We start from the raw sequence: 17,899 nt of genomic DNA, 5'->3' as shown, positions 1-17,899 counted from the left end.
AGCTACTGGCTTCCAGGAGACCGTGTCAGCCGCGGCTCGCTTTGTGTTGCTCAGTACGTCTCACCAATCGCCTATCGCCGATCCTCCATCGCGTCTCGAGCATCGCGCTTCGTTCGTCACCGCTATCCGTCCGCTTTAGGCGACGGCACCCCCATCTCCGGTCATGACCGACGATCCGCCGCTCGTGCTCGACATCGACGGCACGCTCACTCGCCCCGAGGGGTGGGGCATCGATCCGCGCGTCTTCGAGCCCATTCGCGACTGGGATGCCCCGGTCGTAATCGCCACCGGGAAGGCGTTCCCCTACCCCGTTGCCCTCTGTCACTTCATCGGGGTTCCGGAACTCGTCGTCGCCGAGAACGGCGGCGTCGTCTACACCGGCGACGACGTCTTCTTCACCGCCGATCGGGCGGCCGCACAGGCCGTCCTCGAGGAGTACCGCGCCGCCGGATACGACACCGGCTGGGGCCCGGAAAACACCGTCAACCGCTGGCGAGAGACCGAGATCGCGGTCAATTTAGAGCAGCCCGTCGGCCCGCTACGGGAGATCGCCGCGAAACACGGCCTCGAGGTGATCGACACCGGCTACGCCTACCACGTCAAGGACACCGATCCGAACAAGGGCGACGGGATCGAGACGATCGCGGCACGCGTCGGCGTCGACCTCGCCGATGCCGTCGCCGTCGGCGACTCGGTCAACGACGTCTCGACGTTCGAGGTCGCCGGGCGGAGTTTCGCCGTTCGGAACGCCGACGACGCCGCGAAGACGGCCGCCGACGAGGTGCTCGAGGACGCACACGCCGACGGGACGCTGGCGGTGCTCGAGCGGGTTCGCGGGTCGGTGTAGTCGCGACTCTCGAGGCGGACTCGAGGCGCGACGGGATGGTTTGTCCGGGGGAACGGTCTCGACTGCATCCGATACTCAGAACGCTTTTGTTTCGGCCGACGAACCGTAACGTATGGTCGTCGACATCCTCGTTGCCCTCTTCGGAGTGGTGGGCACGGCTGCGCTGTTCGCCGGCGCTCGCTGGGACGCGAGACGCAACGAGTTCTCGCGGCCGCTACTGTGGGCCGCGATCGTCGCGGTCCCCTTCGCGGTCGGGATCGGACTCTATCTGTTCGTGCCCACTGCGCCGATGACCGGCGTCATCATGACCGCTAACACCGGGCTGGTCCTGTACGGCTTCGAGCGCGAAGTGTCGACCGAGGACGACGAACCGGCCGAGCCGGGAACGCTTCCGGACCGGTGATCAGCCGGACTCCGTCCCGAAGAGGGCGCTCGCCGACGTTCTTTCGACGGACGTGACATCGGAACGACTATTCTTTCGGACTCGGTACGCAGTCTCGTATGCCCTCCATTCGTCGCCGAGCGTTCCTGAGCATCGCCGCGGTCAGCGGCGTCGCGGGCTGTACGGATCTGCTCCGTCGGAGTAGCACCGACGAGGACACGTCACCGGCGAACCGACGCGTCTCCGCCTCCTTCGGTCCGGAAAGTGGCGAGTGGATTCGTTCGACCCGGTCGTTCGACAACGACATCGTCTCACCGACGGCGCGGCCGCCGCAGGACGAACCGAACGAACGGTGGAGCGCCCGAGATCGAGGCTCCGTCAGTGACATCGCCGTCGCCGATGGCGTCGTCTTCGCCGGCGGTCACCGCGGGATCGAAGCCCGACGACTCGAGGACGGCGACCGTCGCTGGGACGACGACGACGAGAACGTCGTTTTCGTCGCCGCGATCGACGGTCGGTGTTACGTCGCCAACAGGGAGGCGCTCGTGGCCCGGGACGCCGAGACGGGTGACGTGGTGTGGCGACACGAGCTGGCCGACAACAGCCGGCTCCGGTCGTTTCTCGAGGTCGACGGAACCGTCTACTACACCGCGGACGGAGCCCTCCACGGCGTCCACGCCGATACCGGCGACCGCCGCTGGACCGTCGACGGTGAGGCTCGGGAGGGGACGCTCGCACTCGCCGACGGCACGCTCCACTGGACGACCGTGCAGACACACCGACTGTTCGAACCGAAGGGAGCCTCTCGGCCGGCGGAACGGTCTGCGATTCCTCTCGACGGATACGATTCGCGCATCCGTCCCTCGGAGCCGGCGGTCGTCGACGGAACGATCGCTCTGGGCGGATTCGACGAAGACTTCCGGCACGGGGCACCCGTCAGATGCCTCTCCTCGCGGGGAACGATCTGGAGCCGTCCGTTCGAACCGTACGTTCCGACTCCGGCGACGGTCGGGAATCGGCTGCTCGCCACCGGCTACGACAACCGTTCGGGCGGGCTCGACGAAAGCACCGTCGCGTCGTTCGATCTCGAGACCGGCGATCTCCACTGGGAGACGACCGTTCCCGAACCGGCCGGCCCGCCCGCGGTCGCCGACGGAGTGATCTACACGGGCGGCGGCCATCCCGGCGAATCGGCGAGCGAGGCTGGGAGCCTGTTCGCCCTCGAGGTCGAAACCGGCGACGTCCGCTGGGAACTGGAGACTGACGGCGCTCGCGCCGGCCACGCCCTCGCGCTCGTCGACGACGTCATCGTTCTCGGAACCAGAGGGGGCGTGGTCGTCCTCGAGTAGTCGGCGCGTCGCCGTCGAGACACACCACACGCCTTTTGTCCGCCCCTGCCTAATCGAGGGCAACATGAGCGACTCCGCCGATTCCGGCGTCGAACCCGGCACCGACGCCGGAACCGATGCCGACCGGGAGGGCGAGGATGGTGACGGCGGACCGATGCAGGTCTCGAGTCCGGACTACCACAGCGAGAACCACACGGCCGCCCAGACCTGTGGCTGGACGGCGAACGCGCTCCGCGGCGAGGGGAAATGCTACAAGAACATTTACTACGGGATCGAGTCCCATCGCTGTATCCAGATGACGCCCGTGGTCCGCTGCAACGAGCGCTGTGTCTTCTGCTGGCGCGACCATCAGGGCCACTCCTACGAGATGGACGACGTCGAGTGGGACGACCCCGAGGCCGTCGTCGACGCCTCGATCCGACTCCAGAAACGGCTCCTCTCTGGCTTCGGCGGCAACGACGAGGTTCCGCGCGAGGTGTTCGAGCAGTCGATGGAGCCCCGTCACGTCGCCATCTCGCTCGATGGCGAGCCGTCGCTGTACCCGTATCTGCCCGAACTCATCGACGCGTTCCACGACCGCGATATCACGACCTTCCTCGTCTCCAACGGCACCCGGCCCGAGATGCTCCGGGAGTGCGATCCGACGCAACTGTACGTCAGCGTCGACGCCCCCGAGCGTCACACCTTCGACGAGGTCGTCGGCGCGATGGAAGACGACGCCTGGGAGAAACTCCTCGAGACGATGGACGTCCTCGCGGAAAAGGACGAGACTCGTACCGTCCTGCGGACGACGCTCGTCAAGGGCGAAAACATGCACCACCCCGACTGGTACGCCGGCTTCTACCAGCAGGCCGACCCGGACTTCATCGAGATGAAGGCGTACATGCACGTCGGCCACTCGCAGGGACGGCTCGACCGCTCGGCGATGCCCGACCACGAGGAGGTCGTCGAGTTTACCGAACGGATCGGGGAATACATGCCCGAGTTTACGGAACTCAAGGAGGTTCCGGCCTCCCGGGTCGCGCTGCTCTCGAAGACCGAAGACACCTGGGTGCCGAAGCTGAAGAAAGACAGCGAGTTCTGGGCCCGCGATCCGATGACTGGGGACTGATACGGGCTGCCGTACCGAGGAACCGGTTGTGGCGAGAACGCTTAAGATCCGTTCTCCCGAATTTTCGCCCGTGACGCTCCGACCGTTCATCGACGAGACCGACACACCTGAGCGGTCGATCGCCGTCGTTGGCGACGCACCCGGTCCGCTCGAGACGATGCTCGAGGAGACGTTCGAAACGCAGTCGATCGACGTGCGGTCGGATGCGGACACGGCGATTGCCGCAGAGCTGACCGATACGCTCGAGAGCGACGACGATACGGCCGTGTTGCTCGAGGACGGTACACCCGTCGCTACTTCGCCGATGGCCGAACTGTACGAGACGATACTGGCGATCAACTCCGACCTGTTCGTGACGGGTGCCAGAGGGCTCGGTGAGATCGAGCTTCCGGACGTACTCGCAGGGCTCGAAGACTCGCGTCTACAGCTTCGCGGGTATCCCCTCGCTCACAAGGAGAAACTGCTGTTGATTCTGCTCTCTCGACGCATCGAGCAGTTGGCGTGGAACAACGGCGGCGGGACGTTGCGAAGTTCGTTTCAGCGCCTCTCGCGGATCGACGACGAAGTGGGAACTCGAGCGGTGTACGACGAACTCACGGCGACCGATGTCGACGTCCACGTCTACGGCGTCGACGACGGCGCGACCCCCATCGATCTCGACGTGACCGTCCACAGCGGGACGACTCCCACGTATCGAAACGCCTGGTTCGTCGTCCACCGACCCAAGGACCCCGACTCGACTCGCGGGTCCGCACTGGTCTGTCTCGAGACCGAACCGCGCGTCTGGGACGGCTTCTGGACGGACGACCTCGAGCGCGTGGCGGCCATCGACGACGCGATCGATCGCGACCTTTGAGAACCGGTTCTATCGCCGTGGCGGGGGACATCTACCTCGATTTGTCCCTTGCAAATCACGAGCGTTACGCCACGCGGAGACCTCCCGTGGTATTGGAACGACAGCAGAGCGATCACGGAGCGACTCGCACACGTGGTTTTATTTTGATAACTGTGGAGGAAACGCGTGCGGATACGAAATGGAACATCCGAGATTCACGCGACGACGCGCTCTCGCGGGAGCCGGGAGTCTGCTCACGGCAGGGGCGGCCGGCTGCGTCGGCGGCGAATCGGGCGACGAGATCGCGTTCGAGCACCCCCGAAAAGTCCGTCCCGACGAGCCGTTCGACCTGACAGTCGACGGGCTTCCCGCGGAGACGGAACTCGAGGTGACCCTCGAGTGGCCGGAGAACGGTTCCGGGGCGATTGCGACTCTCGAGACCGACGGCGACGGCCGGCTCGATCCGTCGAGCGCGAGTGTCGTCGGCGGCCACGTGCCGGCGGATCTCGACGTCCCGATAGGGGTCGCGCTGATCCAGTGCAGCTACGAGTCGTTCTGGGAGTATCGTCCCTCGGGCGAGGAACGACTGACTTACAGCGTCGGGACCGAGGACGAGCGGCTCGGCTCGACCGAACTGCGCCGACGGCATCCGGACCCCGAAGCGTCTGCGGAGCCCGACCGCGACGAGTTAGTCGGCGACGTGTTCGAGCCGCCCGACGGCGACGGTGGCCCTGGCGTCCTCGTGCTGCACGGCTCCGACGGTCGGCCGCTGGTCGATCACGCAGTACAGCTCGCTCAGCGAGGGTACACGGCGTTCGCACTGCAGTACTTCGGAAGCGGGGAGCTTTCGGACGATCTCGTCGAGGTTCCCCTCGAGTACGTCGAAACGGCGGCCGAGTGGCTCCTCGATCGCGAGGGGGTAACCGGCGATCAGGTCGGCGTGATCGGGCTGTCGAAGGGGGGCGAACTCGCGCTGCTCGCCGGCAGTCAGTTCGACGCGATCGGTCCGGTCGTCTCGATCGTCGGCAGCGGGCTGGTCTGGGAGGGTGGGGCCACCGTAACCGATCCGCCCGAAACGTCGTCGTGGTCGCTGGACGGGGAGCCGGTACCGTACGTTCCGTACGTCAATGGCACGACCGAGGAGGGGCTGTCGGGACGGGAGTTTTTCCTCGAATCGATCGAGTCCGTGAGCGCGGCGACGATCGACGACGCCACGATTCCCGTCGAACGGATCGACGGCGACGTCGTCCTGGTCTCGGGCGGCGACGACGAACTGTGGCCGACCGCACAACTTCACGAGTTCGCGACCGAGCGATTCGAATCCCATGACCATCGCTCGTTCGAGCATCTCGTCTACGAGACGGCCGGCCACGGGATCTATCCACCGTACAGGCCGGTCCGGGGAACAACGGGGGAAGGATACGGCGGATCGCTAGCCGGGAACGCCCAGGCGGCCCACGAACACTGGCCGCATGTGCTGGAGGCGTTTTCGACCCTCGGGTGATACTGTTGGACAGCAGTCAATACGAAGCCGATCGTGAATTCGGGGTCGTTTCCCACGGTGGCGACCCCAGCAAAACGATCGGCTTCACGTCGTTCTGTCCAACAGTATGAGTCCCACCCCGACGTTCGACTGACGATATTCCTCGGTGGGAGTCACCGATGGCTTTTTGCCCCGACTCCCCAACGGTCCGGTACCGCGGATAAACGCTCGACAACACCATCACAGTTTTGTTACGCATTCCACATTCGGTATGCTTTTACGGAGGTACCCCATAGCCTCGGGTATGTCAGTGTCAGCTGAGTCCGCCGTCGGGCACGACGAACTCGCCGTGCTCAAACTGCTCGCATTCGAGGGTGGACTCGAGGGCGACGTCAAGATCTCCTGTTCTCACCTCGCGGATCGTCTCAACGCGTCGAATCAGACCGCCTCGCGACGGCTGCAACGGCTCGAGAGCGCCGGCTTGCTCGAGCGCGATACGGTCAGTGACGGCCAGTGGGTGGCGATCACCGACGACGGCGAACACACGCTTCACGCCGAGTACGAGGATTACCGTCGCATCTTCGAGACGGCGTCCGAAATCGAACTCGACGGCACCGTCACCAGCGGCATGGGTGAAGGTCGCCACTACATTTCGCTGCCGGGTTACAAACGCCAGTTCGAGGACCGACTCGGCTACGAGCCCTTCCCCGGGACCCTGAACGTCGATCTCCGGGACGACAGCGTGCGCCGCCGAAGCGCCATCGGTTCGCTCGAGCCGGTGCCGATCGACGGCTGGGAGGACGAGGACCGTACCTACGGCCCGGCAGTCTGTCATCGGGCGGCGGTCGAAACCGCCGACGGCGACCGCTACGAGAACGCCCACATTATCGCGCCCGAACGAACGCACCACGACGAGGACCAGCTCGAGGTCATCGCGCCGGACAAACTCCGCGAGGAACTGGCCCTCGAGGACGACGATCACGTCACGGTCTACGTGGGTGATCGGCAATGACGGGCCATCACGCGGGCACGCGATCGAACGCGAGCGCGGACGCAGACGGCGAGCGGAACGCGCCGACAACGGCAAACACCGTCGACGACGCGCTCGAGGCGCTGCGAGCCGGCGATCCGGTGCTCGTCCACGACGCGGCCGACCGCGAGGGCGAGACCGATCTGATCTACCACGCCGATAGCGTGACGCCCGATGCCGTCTCCCGACTGCGAAACGACGCCGGCGGTCTCGTCTGCGTCGCGTTCGATCACGAGACCGCCGAGGCGTTCGACCTTCCCTTCTACACCGACGAGGTCGACCACCCCGCGACCGCCGATCACGAACTCGGGTACGACGAACGCTCTTCGTTCTCGTTGACGGTCAACCACCGGGATACCTACACCGGTATTACGGACAAGGACCGCTCGACGACGATTCAGGCGCTGGGCGCGGCCGCCGCCACACCGGATAACACGGCGTTCGCTGACGAGTTTCGCGTCCCCGGCCACGTTCACCTGTTGAAAGCCGCACCCGACCTTCTCGCACAGCGCGAGGGCCACACCGAACTCGGCGTCGCACTCGCCGAGGCGGCGGATCTCTCCCCCGCCATCGTCGTCTGTGAGATGCTGGATGACGAAACGGGCGAGGCCCTGTCGCCGGTCGACGCCCGTTCGTACGCCGATCGCCACGAGTTCTGCTACCTCGAGGGGAGCGACGTCCTCGAGCGATTAGCGTAGACGGTCAGCCGCCGTCGGTTCCCGGCGAGACGTGGTCCGAATCCGTGTCGGTTTTCGTGTCGGCTTTCGTTTCGGAGCCAGTCTCTGACTCGGGTTTCGTCACGGTTTCGCCCATCGGGCCGCTCCGATAGACCGCGTACAGAATCAAAACGGCGATGGTGAAGTCGACGCTGTGCTCGACGAGGTGATGGATCGTCATCGGCACGAGTCCGAAGACGGTACCGAGTCCGACGAGCGAACGCGACACGAGCAGTCCGAGGACGACCGTGATGAGCAGGTATCGACTCGACCGTCGCCGGGAGTACGCCACGAGTCCACAACAGAAGAGAATCGCCGTCCCGATGACGGCGAGGATGATCACGGCGAGGAGGACCGGGGCCAGTTGCGGGTCCAGCCAGGGGATATCCAAGGGGTTCGTGTGATCCATCGGCGCTATACTCTCCATCGGTCGGAGAGTCACGTATGTGCTTCGGTCACCGCTATCGTCGCTACTGACCGTCATCGCACAGCCGACCGCAGGACGGCGTTTCGCTCAGCGTATAAAAACGGTGCAAATGACCCGTTCTCACCGACCGGGAACGATCGGAAGCCGTTATCAGCCTACTAGCGCTAGGTTCACCTAACAGCTGATGCCCGGTCGACGGGATACAAACCACGAACGGCACCTAACTCGATTCCAATGAGCGACACTCGAAACCAGATCAGAGCGCACATCCACTCGAACGCCGGCATCCACTTCAACGAACTCGTCAGGCTGTCCGAGTTTGCGCCGGGACAGGTTCAGTACCACGTTCGTCGACTGATCGATACCGGCGACCTCGTCCGCGAGGAAATCCACGGACAGACACACTACTACCCGCCCCAGTACGACGACTGGGAGCGCGGCGCACTGGCGCTGTTCCGCCGCGAAACCAGCCGCGAGATCGTCGTGTTCCTGATCGAGCACGAACCCAGCCGTCCAGCGACGGTCGCGGATGAACTCGAGATCGCCCGGAGCACGCTCGAGTACCATCTCGACCACCTGACCGAACGCGACATCGTCGAAAAAACGTACGACGAACGAAACCACGTCTCGCTCTCGCTTGCGAATCCCGATCGCACTGCACCGCTGCTCTCGGAGATCGCGCCGACGGTTCCCGATCGGTTGGTCGACCGGTTCACTCGCCTCGTCGACGGCTTGCTCGAGGGGACCTCGACGTCGGGGTCGACGTAGCCGTAGCGGTAGTCGTAGTCGTCAGCGCCGACGATTCAGCCCGCTCGTTCCCGGTGGCCCCCCGTGTTCGAACGGCAATCCTCGAGTGAGGTGTGCGGAGCGCCGCCGTTTCAGTCGTTCTTGCTCCGCCGATGGAGCCCTTCGACGGCGACCGCAAGCGAACCGACAATCACGGTCGCGACGGCACCGAACTCGAGGAGCGTTTGAAACGGCGACGTCTCGTCGGCGGGTTCGTGGTCGCGGTCGTGATCGTGCTCTTCTTCGCCGTGATCGTGGTTCGGCCCGTCGTCGTGTTCGGCGTGTTCTGCTGCGGGAAGCGCAGTCGCGTCGATCCACTCGCTGACGTACGATCCGTCCGGTGCACCGGTGACGCGAAGCTCCCACTCGCCCGCGTCGGGAAGCGGCTGTACCGTCGCGTAGGTGCCGTCGTCGGTCTCCTCGAGTTCGACTTCGATCTCCGTGCCGTCCCCGCCGCTCGCCAGCAACCGGACTGGCTGTTCGGATTCGACCGTTGAGCCGTTCTCGAGGAAACCGACCTCGAAAACGATCGGCTCGTCCGTTCGGAGCTCGAAAGAGTCGTCGATCGACTCGTTGGCAGCCGGGAACGCCGTTACTTCGACGAGTACGTCGTCGTACTCGTACTCGATCGTCGCTTCGATCGGTGCGTCGCCGTCCGTGCCTGTACCCGCGACCGCGGCCGTCGGCGCGGAGGTGAGAACTCCCGAGAGTACCAGGACGACGACCAGAAGCGTGACCTCGAGTCGGACGGCTCGAGCGATCCGGGAGACCGTTAGCTGCCTGCTGGGCCCGTCGCTCCCGCCGTCCGTGCTCGCCGGGCGCGACCCGTCGAGCGTCTCCTTCGTCGCGTCCGACTCGAGTCGGCCCAGGAGGACGTATCGAGTGAGGCCGCCGAGCGCGAGCGCGGCGGCGACGAGGAGCAGTTTCGCGGCCAGGACGAGACCGTAGAAGGTGTCCGTGAGGCCGCTGGCGGTCGGGACGTGCCACGACGCCAGGACGAATCCCGTCGCGACGACGAACGTGACGCCGACGAGCGCGAGGATCGAGAACCGGCGGATCACGTTCGCGAGCAAGACGGGACGGTCGTCGGGATGTGCGTTTCGAACCGTCGGCACGACGACGAACGCGAGGACGGCCAGTCCGCCGACCCAGAGGCCGGCGCCGATGATATGGACGAAGTCGACGATTGTTCCGTTCAGTCGGTCGATCGCGGTCGCGGAGTGGCTCGTCCACGCGATCGTTCCCGCGACGGCCAGCGCGCCGAGGAACGTTCCGACGAGCGATCCGCGTCGCGGGAGGTGGCCCCGAACCAGTGCGGCGACGAGTCCGGTGACGCCGACGGCGAGGGCGACCTGTACGAGCCAGGCCTGTCCGAGCGGCGTCTCCGCGAACTGGACGATCGTTTCCGCCGAGAGTGGCCCGAGTGCCGTGGCCCGAGCGAGTCCGAGCGCGATCGCGCCCAGAGCCGCGAGTCCGGAAGCGCCGGCGAGGAGCGTCCCGATGCGTCCGCCGATCCGTTCTCGGTGTGACGCATCCGCTCGAGCGAACACCGGACCGACGGCGGCGGTCGCGACCGCCGGAATCCCGATCAGGCCGGCGACGCCGACGAGCAACAGCGCCTTCGCCGCCGCCTCGAACGGCGGGATCGACTCGTCTTCCTCGCCCTCGCCGCCGTCTTCGTAGGCCTCGAGAACGGCGGCGCGATCAAGCGGCTCGTCGCCGACGGCGAAGAAGAACGAGCCGGCAGTGGTATGGCCGTCCTCGGCGAGTACCTCCCAGTCGACGGTGTACATCCCCTCTTCGGCGTCGGCGTCGTCGATCGGGACGCGGACGATCTGGCTGTCTTCGTCGTCGATCTCGGGTTCGCTCGAGACCGGGTCACCGTCCGGGCCCTCGACGACGACGTCGGCGTTGACGACGCCGTCACCCGAAAAGTAGAGCGTGACCTCTTCGGGCACGTCGTCGACCTGCTCGCCGTTTCCGGGATCGGAGTCGCTCAGGTAGGCGTGGGCCGCGACCGGGGTCGCGACGAGTCCGATCGCGAGTGCCATCACGACGAGTGCGACGAGCAGTATCGGGAGTAGCGATTTTCGGGAGGGCGAGCCCGCGCTACTGGCCGACCGTTTCGATCCCATCGGTTAGCGGAGGGTACCGGAGTATCCGCCGCCGGAATCGCCGACGAACTGGACCGTGTCGACGCCCTCTTCGACCTCGACGTGGTCGACGACCTCCTGGGCTTCCATGTCGACGATAGCGACGATTCCGTCCGCGTCAGCGGGGGTGATGAAGTAGCCCCCGCCGGCCACGCCGCTGCGGTGGAGGTGGTGGGCGTCCTCGGGGCGCTCGATGTCGCCGATGTCGACCGTCTCGACGATTTCGAGGTCTTCGACGTCGATGATCGACGCCTGATCGGTCTGCGTGTGGGCGGTGAAGGCGTAGAGTGTCCCGTCTTCGGCCTCATGGTAGCGGAGCGCGTCCGGCCCCTCGTCGACGTCGACGACGCCGTGTTCCTCGCTCTCTTCGCTCGTCGCGTCGAGGAACCGGATGCTGTTTCCGTCGAGGACGCCGAGTACTGCCTCGTCGGGCGAGAGGTACATGCCGCCCGCGAAGTCGAGCCTATCCACTATCTCGTAGCTTTCGGAGTCGACGACGACGGTTTCGTCTCCGAACTCGAAGTACGCGAGTTCAGTTTCGGGGCTGTAGGCCTTGTAGTGGGTGCCTTGATCGTCGACGTCGGCAAATTCGATGAATTCGCTTCGCTCGTAGTTTTCGAGGTCGATCACCGGCACGCCGGGGTCGTTGACGTTCGTCGCGTACCCAGTCGAGCCGAGGTCTTCGTGGTACAGTAGTTTGCCGTGCCCCTCGTTCTCGAGGCCGGACTCCACGATTTCCGTGACGTCGTGGGAGTCGGTGTCGATGACGTAGAACGTCCCTTCGCCGTCACTGTGGGCCCACATCTCGTCGTCGTTCGGGTGGTACATGTGCGTCGGATCCGGCCCGATGTCGACTTCGTCGACGATCTCGCGGCGTTCGGTGTCGATGACGAGCACTTGCGAGGGCGACTCTCGGGTGACGTAGATCTCGCCGTAGTCGGCCGTGATCCGCGGGTCGCCCCATCCCTCGTCGTCGAGTCCGTCGGCGATCTCGTCGACGATTTCTCCGTCCGCCGGGTCGATGATCGCGATCGTATTCGGTGCGAACGCGTAGATGAATCCCTCGCTTCCCTCGCCGCTCGATTCGTCGCCGTTCGGGTCGTCCCCGTCGCCGTTCGGGTCGTCGCCGGTACCGTCGTCGGCATCGTCGTCTCCGCCGACGCATCCGGCGAGAGCGATCGTCGAACTTCCAGCGACTACCTGTACGAAGCGTCGTCGAGCGATCGAAGCGTCCATGTTCAACCGAAAAACACCCTCGATATAACCCGTTCTGGTACAACAACCGAAACCCGGAGACGGAGCCGCGTGATCGGTCGGTGCTCGCTCCGTTCCCATCGACGAGCGCATTCGACGACGGACACCGGCCACGATAACGGGTGGACCGATCAGTTCGATCCCGCCGATTAATTCGAGTCGCAAATCGCGAACACTTAGTACGGTGGCTCGTAACACTCTCGATCATGGGATTCGACGAGATGGATGTCGACACGATCTGGATGGACGGCGAGTTCGTCGACTGGGACGACGCACAAATTCACGTGCTCACGCACGGACTCCACTACGGTAGCGGCATCTTCGAGGGCGCACGCTGTTACGAGACCGAAGAAGGCCCCGCGATATTCCGCTGGGAGGAACACCTGGAGCGGCTGTTCCAGTCCGCGAAACCGTACGAGATGGATATCGGCTACACGAAGGAGGAACTCACCGACGCGACGGTCGAACTCATTCAGCGCCAGGACCTCCAGTCGTGTTACATCCGCCCGATCTCGTTCTACGGCTACAACTCACTCGGCGTCAGTCCGAAAGACTGTCCGACGAAGACGGCAATCGCCGCCTGGCCGTGGGGAACGTATCTCGGCGAAGAGGCACTCGAGGAAGGGATCGACGTGATGATCTCCACGTGGCGCAAGCACGCCTCGAGTCAGATACCGACGAACGCGAAGACGACCGGCCTGTACGTCAACAGCATGCTCGCGGGCGAGGAAGCCCGCCGGAACGGCTATGCCGAGGCGATCGTCCTGAACAAGGAAGGAAACGTCGCGGAAGGACCCGGCGAGAACATCTTCCTCGTGCGCGACGACGAGATTTACACGCCCGGGCTGTCGGAGTCGATCCTCGACGGCATCACGCGGGATACCGTGATCACGCTCGCCGAGGACCTCGGCTACACCGTCCACGACAACGTCTCGATCTCCCGCGGCGAGTTGAACACTGCGGACGAACTGTTCTTCACCGGCTCCGCGGCCGAAGTGACGCCCATCCGGAAGGTCGACAACGTCGTCATCGGCGACGGCTCCCGCGGTCCCGTCACGGAGGAGATTCAGTCGCGGTTCTTCGACGTCGTCGAGCGCAAGACCGACGAGTACGACGAGTGGTTCGACTACGTCTGAACTGACCGCCCGCTCGAGTTGCATCGACTGCGTTCGTTTCCGCTGCCGCGCCTCGACGTTGCGATCAAGAGCCGAACGCTCTTGTGATCGGCCCACCAGTGCCGGACCATGGGCTCGGAACTGGTCCGGTTCGAGTCGGTCTGTACCCGGGATATCGACACGCTCGTTCTCGAGGAGCTGTCGGTCTCGCCGGCGTTTCGGTCGTGGCTGCTCGAGCCGCTTTCGCTCTCGGTCGAATCGGCAACGATGAGCGGCGCGTGGTACTCGGCCGTCGACGGCGAACCGGCCAACCGCGAGCGCACGCGTCGACGAACCGACGTCGAACTCGGTCTCGAAATCGGGGGCGAGCAGGTCCTCGTCGTCCTCGCGAGTACGATCGGTAGCCCCGACTCGCCGTTCCTCTCGGACGGCTCGCTCGAGCGCTACCGAACCCGTCGCGAACGGGCGCTCGCGAACGAGTGGGACGACTGTCGAACGATTTTGATCGCGCCGGCGGAAACGATCGCTGCCGATACAGACGTCGAGACGCCCGCGTTCGACGCGACGGTCTCGCTCGAGTCGATCCGGGAGTGGTTCGACGGTCGGGAGACAGATCGCGGCGACTACCGCGCGACGCTGGTGGCGGCCGCGATCGACCATAGCGGACCGGAAACCGACTCCCGAGGTGCGGTCGGCGAACGAGTACCCACGATCGTTCGACAGTATCGGGCGGCCGTATCGGATCGCGATCCGACCCTCGAACTCACCGCCGATCCCGACCTCGCGGGCTCGAGCGACGAGACGGGAGCCGAGACCCGCTACGCGGTTGCCGTCGACGCACCGTCGCTCGCGTCCGACCATCGGCTCGTCCACGAGTTGAAACGCGGCGCCGTCGATCTCCGCATTCCGGGTGCAGCCGACCACCTCGAGTCCTTCGCGGCCCGGTACGCTGCGGTGCTTTCTCCGGCGACGAAACTGCTGACGGCCGGCGACGCGCTCGTGCTTCGCCGATCGGTTCCGGCGATCGAACCCGACTCCCCCGACGCGGGCGCCGGTGGAAGCGAGTCGGGAGCCGACGCGGCGACGAGCGCGGGTGAAACGGGATCGCGCTCCGAATCGACGAGCGCGGATGGCCGCGAGGCGGGGATCACGAACGGCGATTTTCGGGCCCAGAACGCCGAGACGGTCGAGGCCGCGCTCGAGGCGGTCCGGGATCTGCTCGAGATTTCCGAGCGTATTCAAGATTGATCAGCTTGACGGATGGTCCGACGGGTTCGACCACGGTCTCGAATCGCGAGCGACTGGTCAAACAGTCGGCGTTGACGGGGCCAAACGTGTCAGTTGCCCGGCCACGTGTTCGGGACCAGTCGTTTCGTAGCGTTTTTGCCGGTTGTCGGGAAAGGGTCGCGGTATGACTACCTGCCCCTGGGACGATTGGAACCACGTTCTCAAGATCGATCCCGACAAGGAGCTTCCCGAGGGCGTCACGTACGGCGATCTCTGCGCGACCGGCACCGACGCGATCGAGGTCGGCGGCACCATGGGCATCACCGAGGAGAACATGGAAGCGGTCGTCGACGCCTGTGCCGAACACGACGTCCCGCTCTATCAGGAACCCTCGAGTCCCGATGTCGTCATCGACAACCGAGCGCTCGAAGGCTATCTCATCCCGACCGTTTTCAACGCCGGCTCGCCGTTCTGGATCACGGGAGCCCACAAGGAGTGGGTGCGACTGGACGGCGACATGGACTGGGATCGGACGTGGACGGAAGCGTACATCGTGATGAACCCCGAGGCGGACGTTGCGACGTACACCGAAGCCGACTGTGACCTCGACGCTGAGGACGTCGCCGCCTACGCCGAAGTCGCCGAGCGGATGTTCGGCCAGGAGATCGTCTACGTCGAGTACTCCGGCACCTTCGGCGACGAAGAGATCGTCGCGGCTGCGGGCGACGCCACTGAGGAGACGACGCTGTTCTACGGCGGCGGCATCCACGACTACGATTCGGCCGCGACGATGGCCCAGCACGCGGACGTGATCGTCGTCGGCGACCTCGCTCACGACGAGGGCGTCGAAGCGGTTCGCGAGACCGTCGAGGCGGCGCGCGAGGCCTGATCGGCGGGACCGAGCCTCGAGTCTTGGGATCGTCTCCTCGAGCGTTCGACTGCGTGTCGCGAGCACTTTTGCGGCTCCAGCCGCCGAGGGAAAGCGGGCGAGAGCGTAACCGGGAATGGGAGAGTGCCGGGAAAAGAGCGTGAAAACGAGAAAACACACAGACGGTATCGGTACGTGACTGTTCAGCGATCTTGACGCTCCCACGGGGACTCATTCGTCGGGCGCTCGTAGTACGGGGCATGGACCTCGATCCGACCGACCGCGCCATCCTGTACTTGCTGCAAGAGGAGAATCAGACGCACCTCACCCACGACGAAATCGGCGACCGGATCGACGTGTCGTCGAGTACCGTGAGCAATCGGCTCCGAGAACTCAAAGACGAAGGGGTATTGCGGGACTATCGTCCGGAGATCGATTACGAGGCCGCGGAGATTCCACACCACCTCCTGTTCATCTGTACGACCCCGATCGCCGACCGAGAGACCATCTGTCAGCGGACGGTCGACGTCCCGGGCGTCGTCAACGTCCGCGAACTGCTGACCGGCTCCAGAAACCTCCACGTCGAGATCGTCGCGATGAACACGCCGGAGATCGAGGCCGTCACCGAGGAACTGGACGATCTGGGACTCGAGATCCACCAGTCGGAAATCGTGCGAGGGGATTACTACCAGCCCTTCGATCAGTTCGGAAAGGTCGAACTCGAGTCCGAGTCCGAGTCGGGGTCGGAAACGGAGTCGAACTAAGGTCGCCGAACCGATTTCGATGCATGGATACTGGCCAGAATATATCTTTTCTGCTGCTATCTCAAAACGATACTGTCCGTCATTCTTATACACTGCAGCGGCCTTACACTGATGATGGCAACACAGTCTCCCTCCCACCCCTCCAGTGGCGAATCGCTGTCGATCAGAGTCGTCCGCGAAGTCGCGGCTCACGACGGTGTCGATCCGGCGGAGCTCTCGCCGCCGCTGTTCCACAGTCTCGATCCGACTGCGTTAGACTCGCTCTTCGAATCGACCACCAACGGCGGTCCCCGAACCGGTCGCGTGACGTTTACGTACGACGAGAAACGGATCTCCGTCGATAGCGACGGCACGGTCGAAATCGAGTCGGATCAGCAACCGGATCACCAGCCGACACAATGAAGTACTGCCACAACTGCGACTGGTTCGTCGGTCGCGAGAACACGACCGAAGGGGAACGCTCGAAAGCGGCCCTCGAACACTTCGTCGAAACCGGCCACTCGATCGACTCGAGCGACTCCGTCGGCCGGCCGATGCCGCCCGCGATCTGCGAGGCGTTTCTCGCCCACGACCTCGTGGGTTCGATCGAACGACCGGTCTAAGGCGGCCGATTCGCGAACGCTCTGCATTTTCCTTCCCTCTTGCCGACACCCGAATCCGCTTTCCGGACCCCTTTGTGGTCTCGCCGCTATTTCGCCTCGACGAGTTCTCGAAGCCGCGGCAAGACCGTCGTCACGTCTTCGCGCCGGACTACATCGGCGACGCTATCGACCGGCGTCGACTCGAGGTTGACGATGCCGACGGTCGCGCCCGAAGACGCCGCGAGACGGGGAAGCGACGCGGCGGGTTCGACCACAAGCGAGGAGCCGATGGCCAGGAAGACGTCGCTCTCGCGGGCGAGGGACTTGGCGCGCTGGATGACCGCGCGGGGGAGTTGCTCGCCGAAGAGGACGACGTCGGGTTTGTAGACGCCGCCGCAGTCACAGGTCGGCGGGAGTTCGCCGTCCCCGGCGCGCTCGAAGATCGGGTCCCCCTCTCTCCGTTTCCCGCAGTCGGTACACCGCACCCGCTGGGAGTTGCCGTGGAGTTCGAGGATCGTCGTCTCCGCTGTGTCGTCACTGACTCCGGCGGTGGCCGCCTCGGCGGCCTTCCCGTGTAACCCGTCCGTATTCTGCGTGAGAACCGCCTCGAGGTGGTCGTCACGCCCCATCGTAGCCAGCGCCTTGTGGGCCGCGTTGGGTTCGTACTCCTCGTCGAACAGCTCCCGCTGGAGGTCGATGCGGTCCCCCCAGAACGCCGCCGGGTCGCTCCGGAATCGCCCGTACGTGAACTGTCCTTCGTCGAACCTCTCCCAGACGCCGTCGTCGCCGCGGAACGTCGGGACGCCCGAGGGTGCGGAGATTCCCGCACCGGTGAAGGCGACGGCCGTGTCTGCGCTCCGAAGTTCGTCGGCGAGTCGCTCGAGGTCGTCCATATCGGTTGGTCGGGGTCGAACGCTAAAAACGCTCATCCGGAACGCGCGCCGATTTCCTGGCGCGACCCGAGACGGCGA

19 protein-coding genes are annotated in these 17,899 nt (G+C 64.9%); 15 read left to right on the top strand and 4 right to left on the bottom strand.

Annotated elements, in window-relative coordinates; all coding sequences use genetic code 11:
• Positions 1-163 precede the first annotated feature (163 nt).
• The 8 genes from GS429_RS03860 to ribB all read left to right on the top strand — a co-directional run bounded on the left by GS429_RS03860 (position 164) and on the right by ribB (position 7,735).
• Positions 164-847: an HAD-IIB family hydrolase gene (locus GS429_RS03860; protein WP_160062890.1), complete on the top strand. Its 684-nt coding sequence runs from the start codon at positions 164-166 to the stop codon at positions 845-847.
• 112 nt (positions 848-959) lie between these two features.
• Positions 960-1,250: a hypothetical protein gene (locus GS429_RS03855; RefSeq protein WP_160062888.1), complete on the top strand. Its 291-nt coding sequence runs from the start codon at positions 960-962 to the stop codon at positions 1,248-1,250.
• Between the two features lie 98 nt (positions 1,251-1,348).
• A complete protein-coding gene (locus GS429_RS03850; RefSeq protein WP_160062886.1) occupies positions 1,349-2,578 on the top strand; it encodes an outer membrane protein assembly factor BamB family protein in 1,230 nt (409 codons plus the stop codon).
• Between the two features lie 64 nt (positions 2,579-2,642).
• Complete coding sequence (gene twy1 / locus GS429_RS03845) at positions 2,643-3,689, top strand: 4-demethylwyosine synthase TYW1 (RefSeq protein ID WP_160062884.1); 1,047 nt, start codon at positions 2,643-2,645, stop codon at positions 3,687-3,689.
• Positions 3,690-3,759: 70 nt separating this feature from the next.
• Positions 3,760-4,545 carry a histidine kinase gene (locus tag GS429_RS03840; RefSeq protein ID WP_328821229.1) on the top strand — a complete coding sequence of 262 codons (786 nt, stop codon included), beginning with the start codon at positions 3,760-3,762 and terminating at the stop codon, positions 4,543-4,545.
• A gap of 178 nt (positions 4,546-4,723) precedes the next feature.
• Complete coding sequence (locus GS429_RS03835) at positions 4,724-6,028, top strand: acyl-CoA thioester hydrolase/BAAT C-terminal domain-containing protein (protein WP_160062882.1); 1,305 nt, start codon at positions 4,724-4,726, stop codon at positions 6,026-6,028.
• Positions 6,029-6,311: 283 nt separating this feature from the next.
• On the top strand, positions 6,312-7,019 hold the full coding sequence (locus tag GS429_RS03830; RefSeq protein WP_160062880.1) for a DUF120 domain-containing protein: 708 nt from the start codon (positions 6,312-6,314) through the stop codon (positions 7,017-7,019).
• Complete coding sequence (gene ribB / locus GS429_RS03825; RefSeq protein WP_160062878.1) at positions 7,016-7,735, top strand: 3,4-dihydroxy-2-butanone-4-phosphate synthase; 720 nt, start codon at positions 7,016-7,018, stop codon at positions 7,733-7,735. The genes GS429_RS03830 and ribB overlap by 4 nt, the downstream gene beginning before the upstream one ends.
• Positions 7,736-7,739: 4 nt before the next feature.
• Here the strand turns inward: ribB and GS429_RS03820 are convergent, their stop codons facing one another.
• Positions 7,740-8,162 carry a DUF7471 family protein gene (locus GS429_RS03820; protein WP_160062876.1) on the bottom strand — a complete coding sequence of 141 codons (423 nt, stop codon included), beginning with the start codon at positions 8,160-8,162 and terminating at the stop codon, positions 7,740-7,742.
• Positions 8,163-8,414: 252 nt separating this feature from the next.
• On the opposite strand from GS429_RS03820, the gene GS429_RS03815 reads away from it, so the two are divergent.
• The gene (locus GS429_RS03815; RefSeq protein ID WP_160062874.1) at positions 8,415-8,948 is read left to right on the top strand and encodes a winged helix-turn-helix transcriptional regulator; all 534 of its coding nucleotides are present in this window, start codon (positions 8,415-8,417) and stop codon (positions 8,946-8,948) included.
• Between the two features lie 110 nt (positions 8,949-9,058).
• On the opposite strand, the gene GS429_RS03810 is transcribed toward GS429_RS03815, so the two are convergent.
• Together GS429_RS03810 and GS429_RS03805 are read right to left on the bottom strand one after the other, a co-directional pair.
• The gene (locus tag GS429_RS03810; protein ID WP_160062872.1) at positions 9,059-11,101 is read right to left on the bottom strand and encodes a copper resistance CopC/CopD family protein; all 2,043 of its coding nucleotides are present in this window, start codon (positions 11,099-11,101) and stop codon (positions 9,059-9,061) included.
• Between the two features lie 3 nt (positions 11,102-11,104).
• On the bottom strand, positions 11,105-12,355 hold the full coding sequence (locus tag GS429_RS03805; RefSeq protein ID WP_160062870.1) for a YncE family protein: 1,251 nt from the start codon (positions 12,353-12,355) through the stop codon (positions 11,105-11,107).
• A 224-nt stretch (positions 12,356-12,579) separates the two neighbouring features.
• On the opposite strand from GS429_RS03805, the gene GS429_RS03800 reads away from it, so the two are divergent.
• The 6 genes from GS429_RS03800 (at position 12,580) to GS429_RS03775 (ending at position 16,949) form a co-directional block, all read left to right on the top strand.
• The gene (locus GS429_RS03800; RefSeq protein ID WP_160062868.1) at positions 12,580-13,509 is read left to right on the top strand and encodes a branched-chain amino acid transaminase; all 930 of its coding nucleotides are present in this window, start codon (positions 12,580-12,582) and stop codon (positions 13,507-13,509) included.
• Positions 13,510-13,617: 108 nt separating this feature from the next.
• Positions 13,618-14,736, top strand: coding sequence for a hypothetical protein (locus GS429_RS03795; RefSeq protein WP_160062866.1), 1,119 nt, complete (start codon positions 13,618-13,620; stop codon positions 14,734-14,736).
• Between the two features lie 163 nt (positions 14,737-14,899).
• On the top strand, positions 14,900-15,604 hold the full coding sequence (locus GS429_RS03790) for a phosphoglycerol geranylgeranyltransferase (RefSeq protein ID WP_160062864.1): 705 nt from the start codon (positions 14,900-14,902) through the stop codon (positions 15,602-15,604).
• Between the two features lie 239 nt (positions 15,605-15,843).
• Positions 15,844-16,347, top strand: a complete 504-nt coding sequence (locus GS429_RS03785) for an Lrp/AsnC family transcriptional regulator (RefSeq protein WP_160062862.1) — start codon at positions 15,844-15,846, stop codon at positions 16,345-16,347.
• 114 nt (positions 16,348-16,461) lie between these two features.
• Entirely contained in the window at positions 16,462-16,749 is a 288-nt protein-coding gene (locus GS429_RS03780; protein ID WP_328821228.1) for a HalOD1 output domain-containing protein, read from the top strand.
• Positions 16,746-16,949 (top strand): hypothetical protein, encoded by a 204-nt coding sequence (locus GS429_RS03775; protein ID WP_160062858.1) that lies wholly within the window; start codon positions 16,746-16,748, stop codon positions 16,947-16,949. The genes GS429_RS03780 and GS429_RS03775 overlap by 4 nt, the downstream gene beginning before the upstream one ends.
• Positions 16,950-17,035: 86 nt before the next feature.
• Here the strand turns inward: GS429_RS03775 and GS429_RS03770 are convergent, their stop codons facing one another.
• Positions 17,036-17,821: an SIR2 family NAD-dependent protein deacylase gene (locus tag GS429_RS03770; protein ID WP_160062856.1), complete on the bottom strand. Its 786-nt coding sequence runs from the start codon at positions 17,819-17,821 to the stop codon at positions 17,036-17,038.
• Positions 17,822-17,899 lie beyond the last annotated feature (78 nt).

Source organism: Natronorubrum halalkaliphilum, assembly GCF_009834785.1.
Taxonomy (GTDB): Archaea; Halobacteriota; Halobacteria; order Halobacteriales; family Natrialbaceae; genus Natronorubrum; species Natronorubrum halalkaliphilum.
Note: the sequence above shows the minus strand (reverse complement) of the source record. Positions and strands in the feature narration are given on the sequence as shown.

Bases quoted from the DNA above. Each gene is read 5' to 3' on its own strand.
- GS429_RS03780 (WP_328821228.1), top strand. From the start codon at position 16,462: ATGGCAACACAGTCTCCCTCCCACCCCTCCAGTGGCGAATCGCTGTCG.
- GS429_RS03820 (WP_160062876.1), bottom strand. From the start codon at position 8,162: ATGGATCACACGAACCCCTTGGATATCCCCTGGCTGGACCCGCAACTG.
- twy1 (WP_160062884.1), top strand. From the start codon at position 2,643: ATGAGCGACTCCGCCGATTCCGGCGTCGAACCCGGCACCGACGCCGGA.
- GS429_RS03795 (WP_160062866.1), top strand. From the start codon at position 13,618: ATGGGCTCGGAACTGGTCCGGTTCGAGTCGGTCTGTACCCGGGATATC.
- GS429_RS03770 (WP_160062856.1), bottom strand. From the start codon at position 17,821: ATGGACGACCTCGAGCGACTCGCCGACGAACTTCGGAGCGCAGACACG.
- GS429_RS03775 (WP_160062858.1), top strand. From the start codon at position 16,746: ATGAAGTACTGCCACAACTGCGACTGGTTCGTCGGTCGCGAGAACACG.
- ribB (WP_160062878.1), top strand. From the start codon at position 7,016: ATGACGGGCCATCACGCGGGCACGCGATCGAACGCGAGCGCGGACGCA.
- GS429_RS03815 (WP_160062874.1), top strand. From the start codon at position 8,415: ATGAGCGACACTCGAAACCAGATCAGAGCGCACATCCACTCGAACGCC.
- GS429_RS03810 (WP_160062872.1), bottom strand. From the start codon at position 11,101: ATGGGATCGAAACGGTCGGCCAGTAGCGCGGGCTCGCCCTCCCGAAAA.
- GS429_RS03850 (WP_160062886.1), top strand. From the start codon at position 1,349: ATGCCCTCCATTCGTCGCCGAGCGTTCCTGAGCATCGCCGCGGTCAGC.
- GS429_RS03785 (WP_160062862.1), top strand. From the start codon at position 15,844: ATGGACCTCGATCCGACCGACCGCGCCATCCTGTACTTGCTGCAAGAG.
- GS429_RS03830 (WP_160062880.1), top strand. From the start codon at position 6,312: ATGTCAGTGTCAGCTGAGTCCGCCGTCGGGCACGACGAACTCGCCGTG.
- GS429_RS03835 (WP_160062882.1), top strand. From the start codon at position 4,724: ATGGAACATCCGAGATTCACGCGACGACGCGCTCTCGCGGGAGCCGGG.
- GS429_RS03855 (WP_160062888.1), top strand. From the start codon at position 960: ATGGTCGTCGACATCCTCGTTGCCCTCTTCGGAGTGGTGGGCACGGCT.
- GS429_RS03860 (WP_160062890.1), top strand. From the start codon at position 164: ATGACCGACGATCCGCCGCTCGTGCTCGACATCGACGGCACGCTCACT.
- GS429_RS03790 (WP_160062864.1), top strand. From the start codon at position 14,900: ATGACTACCTGCCCCTGGGACGATTGGAACCACGTTCTCAAGATCGAT.
- GS429_RS03805 (WP_160062870.1), bottom strand. From the start codon at position 12,355: ATGGACGCTTCGATCGCTCGACGACGCTTCGTACAGGTAGTCGCTGGA.
- GS429_RS03800 (WP_160062868.1), top strand. From the start codon at position 12,580: ATGGGATTCGACGAGATGGATGTCGACACGATCTGGATGGACGGCGAG.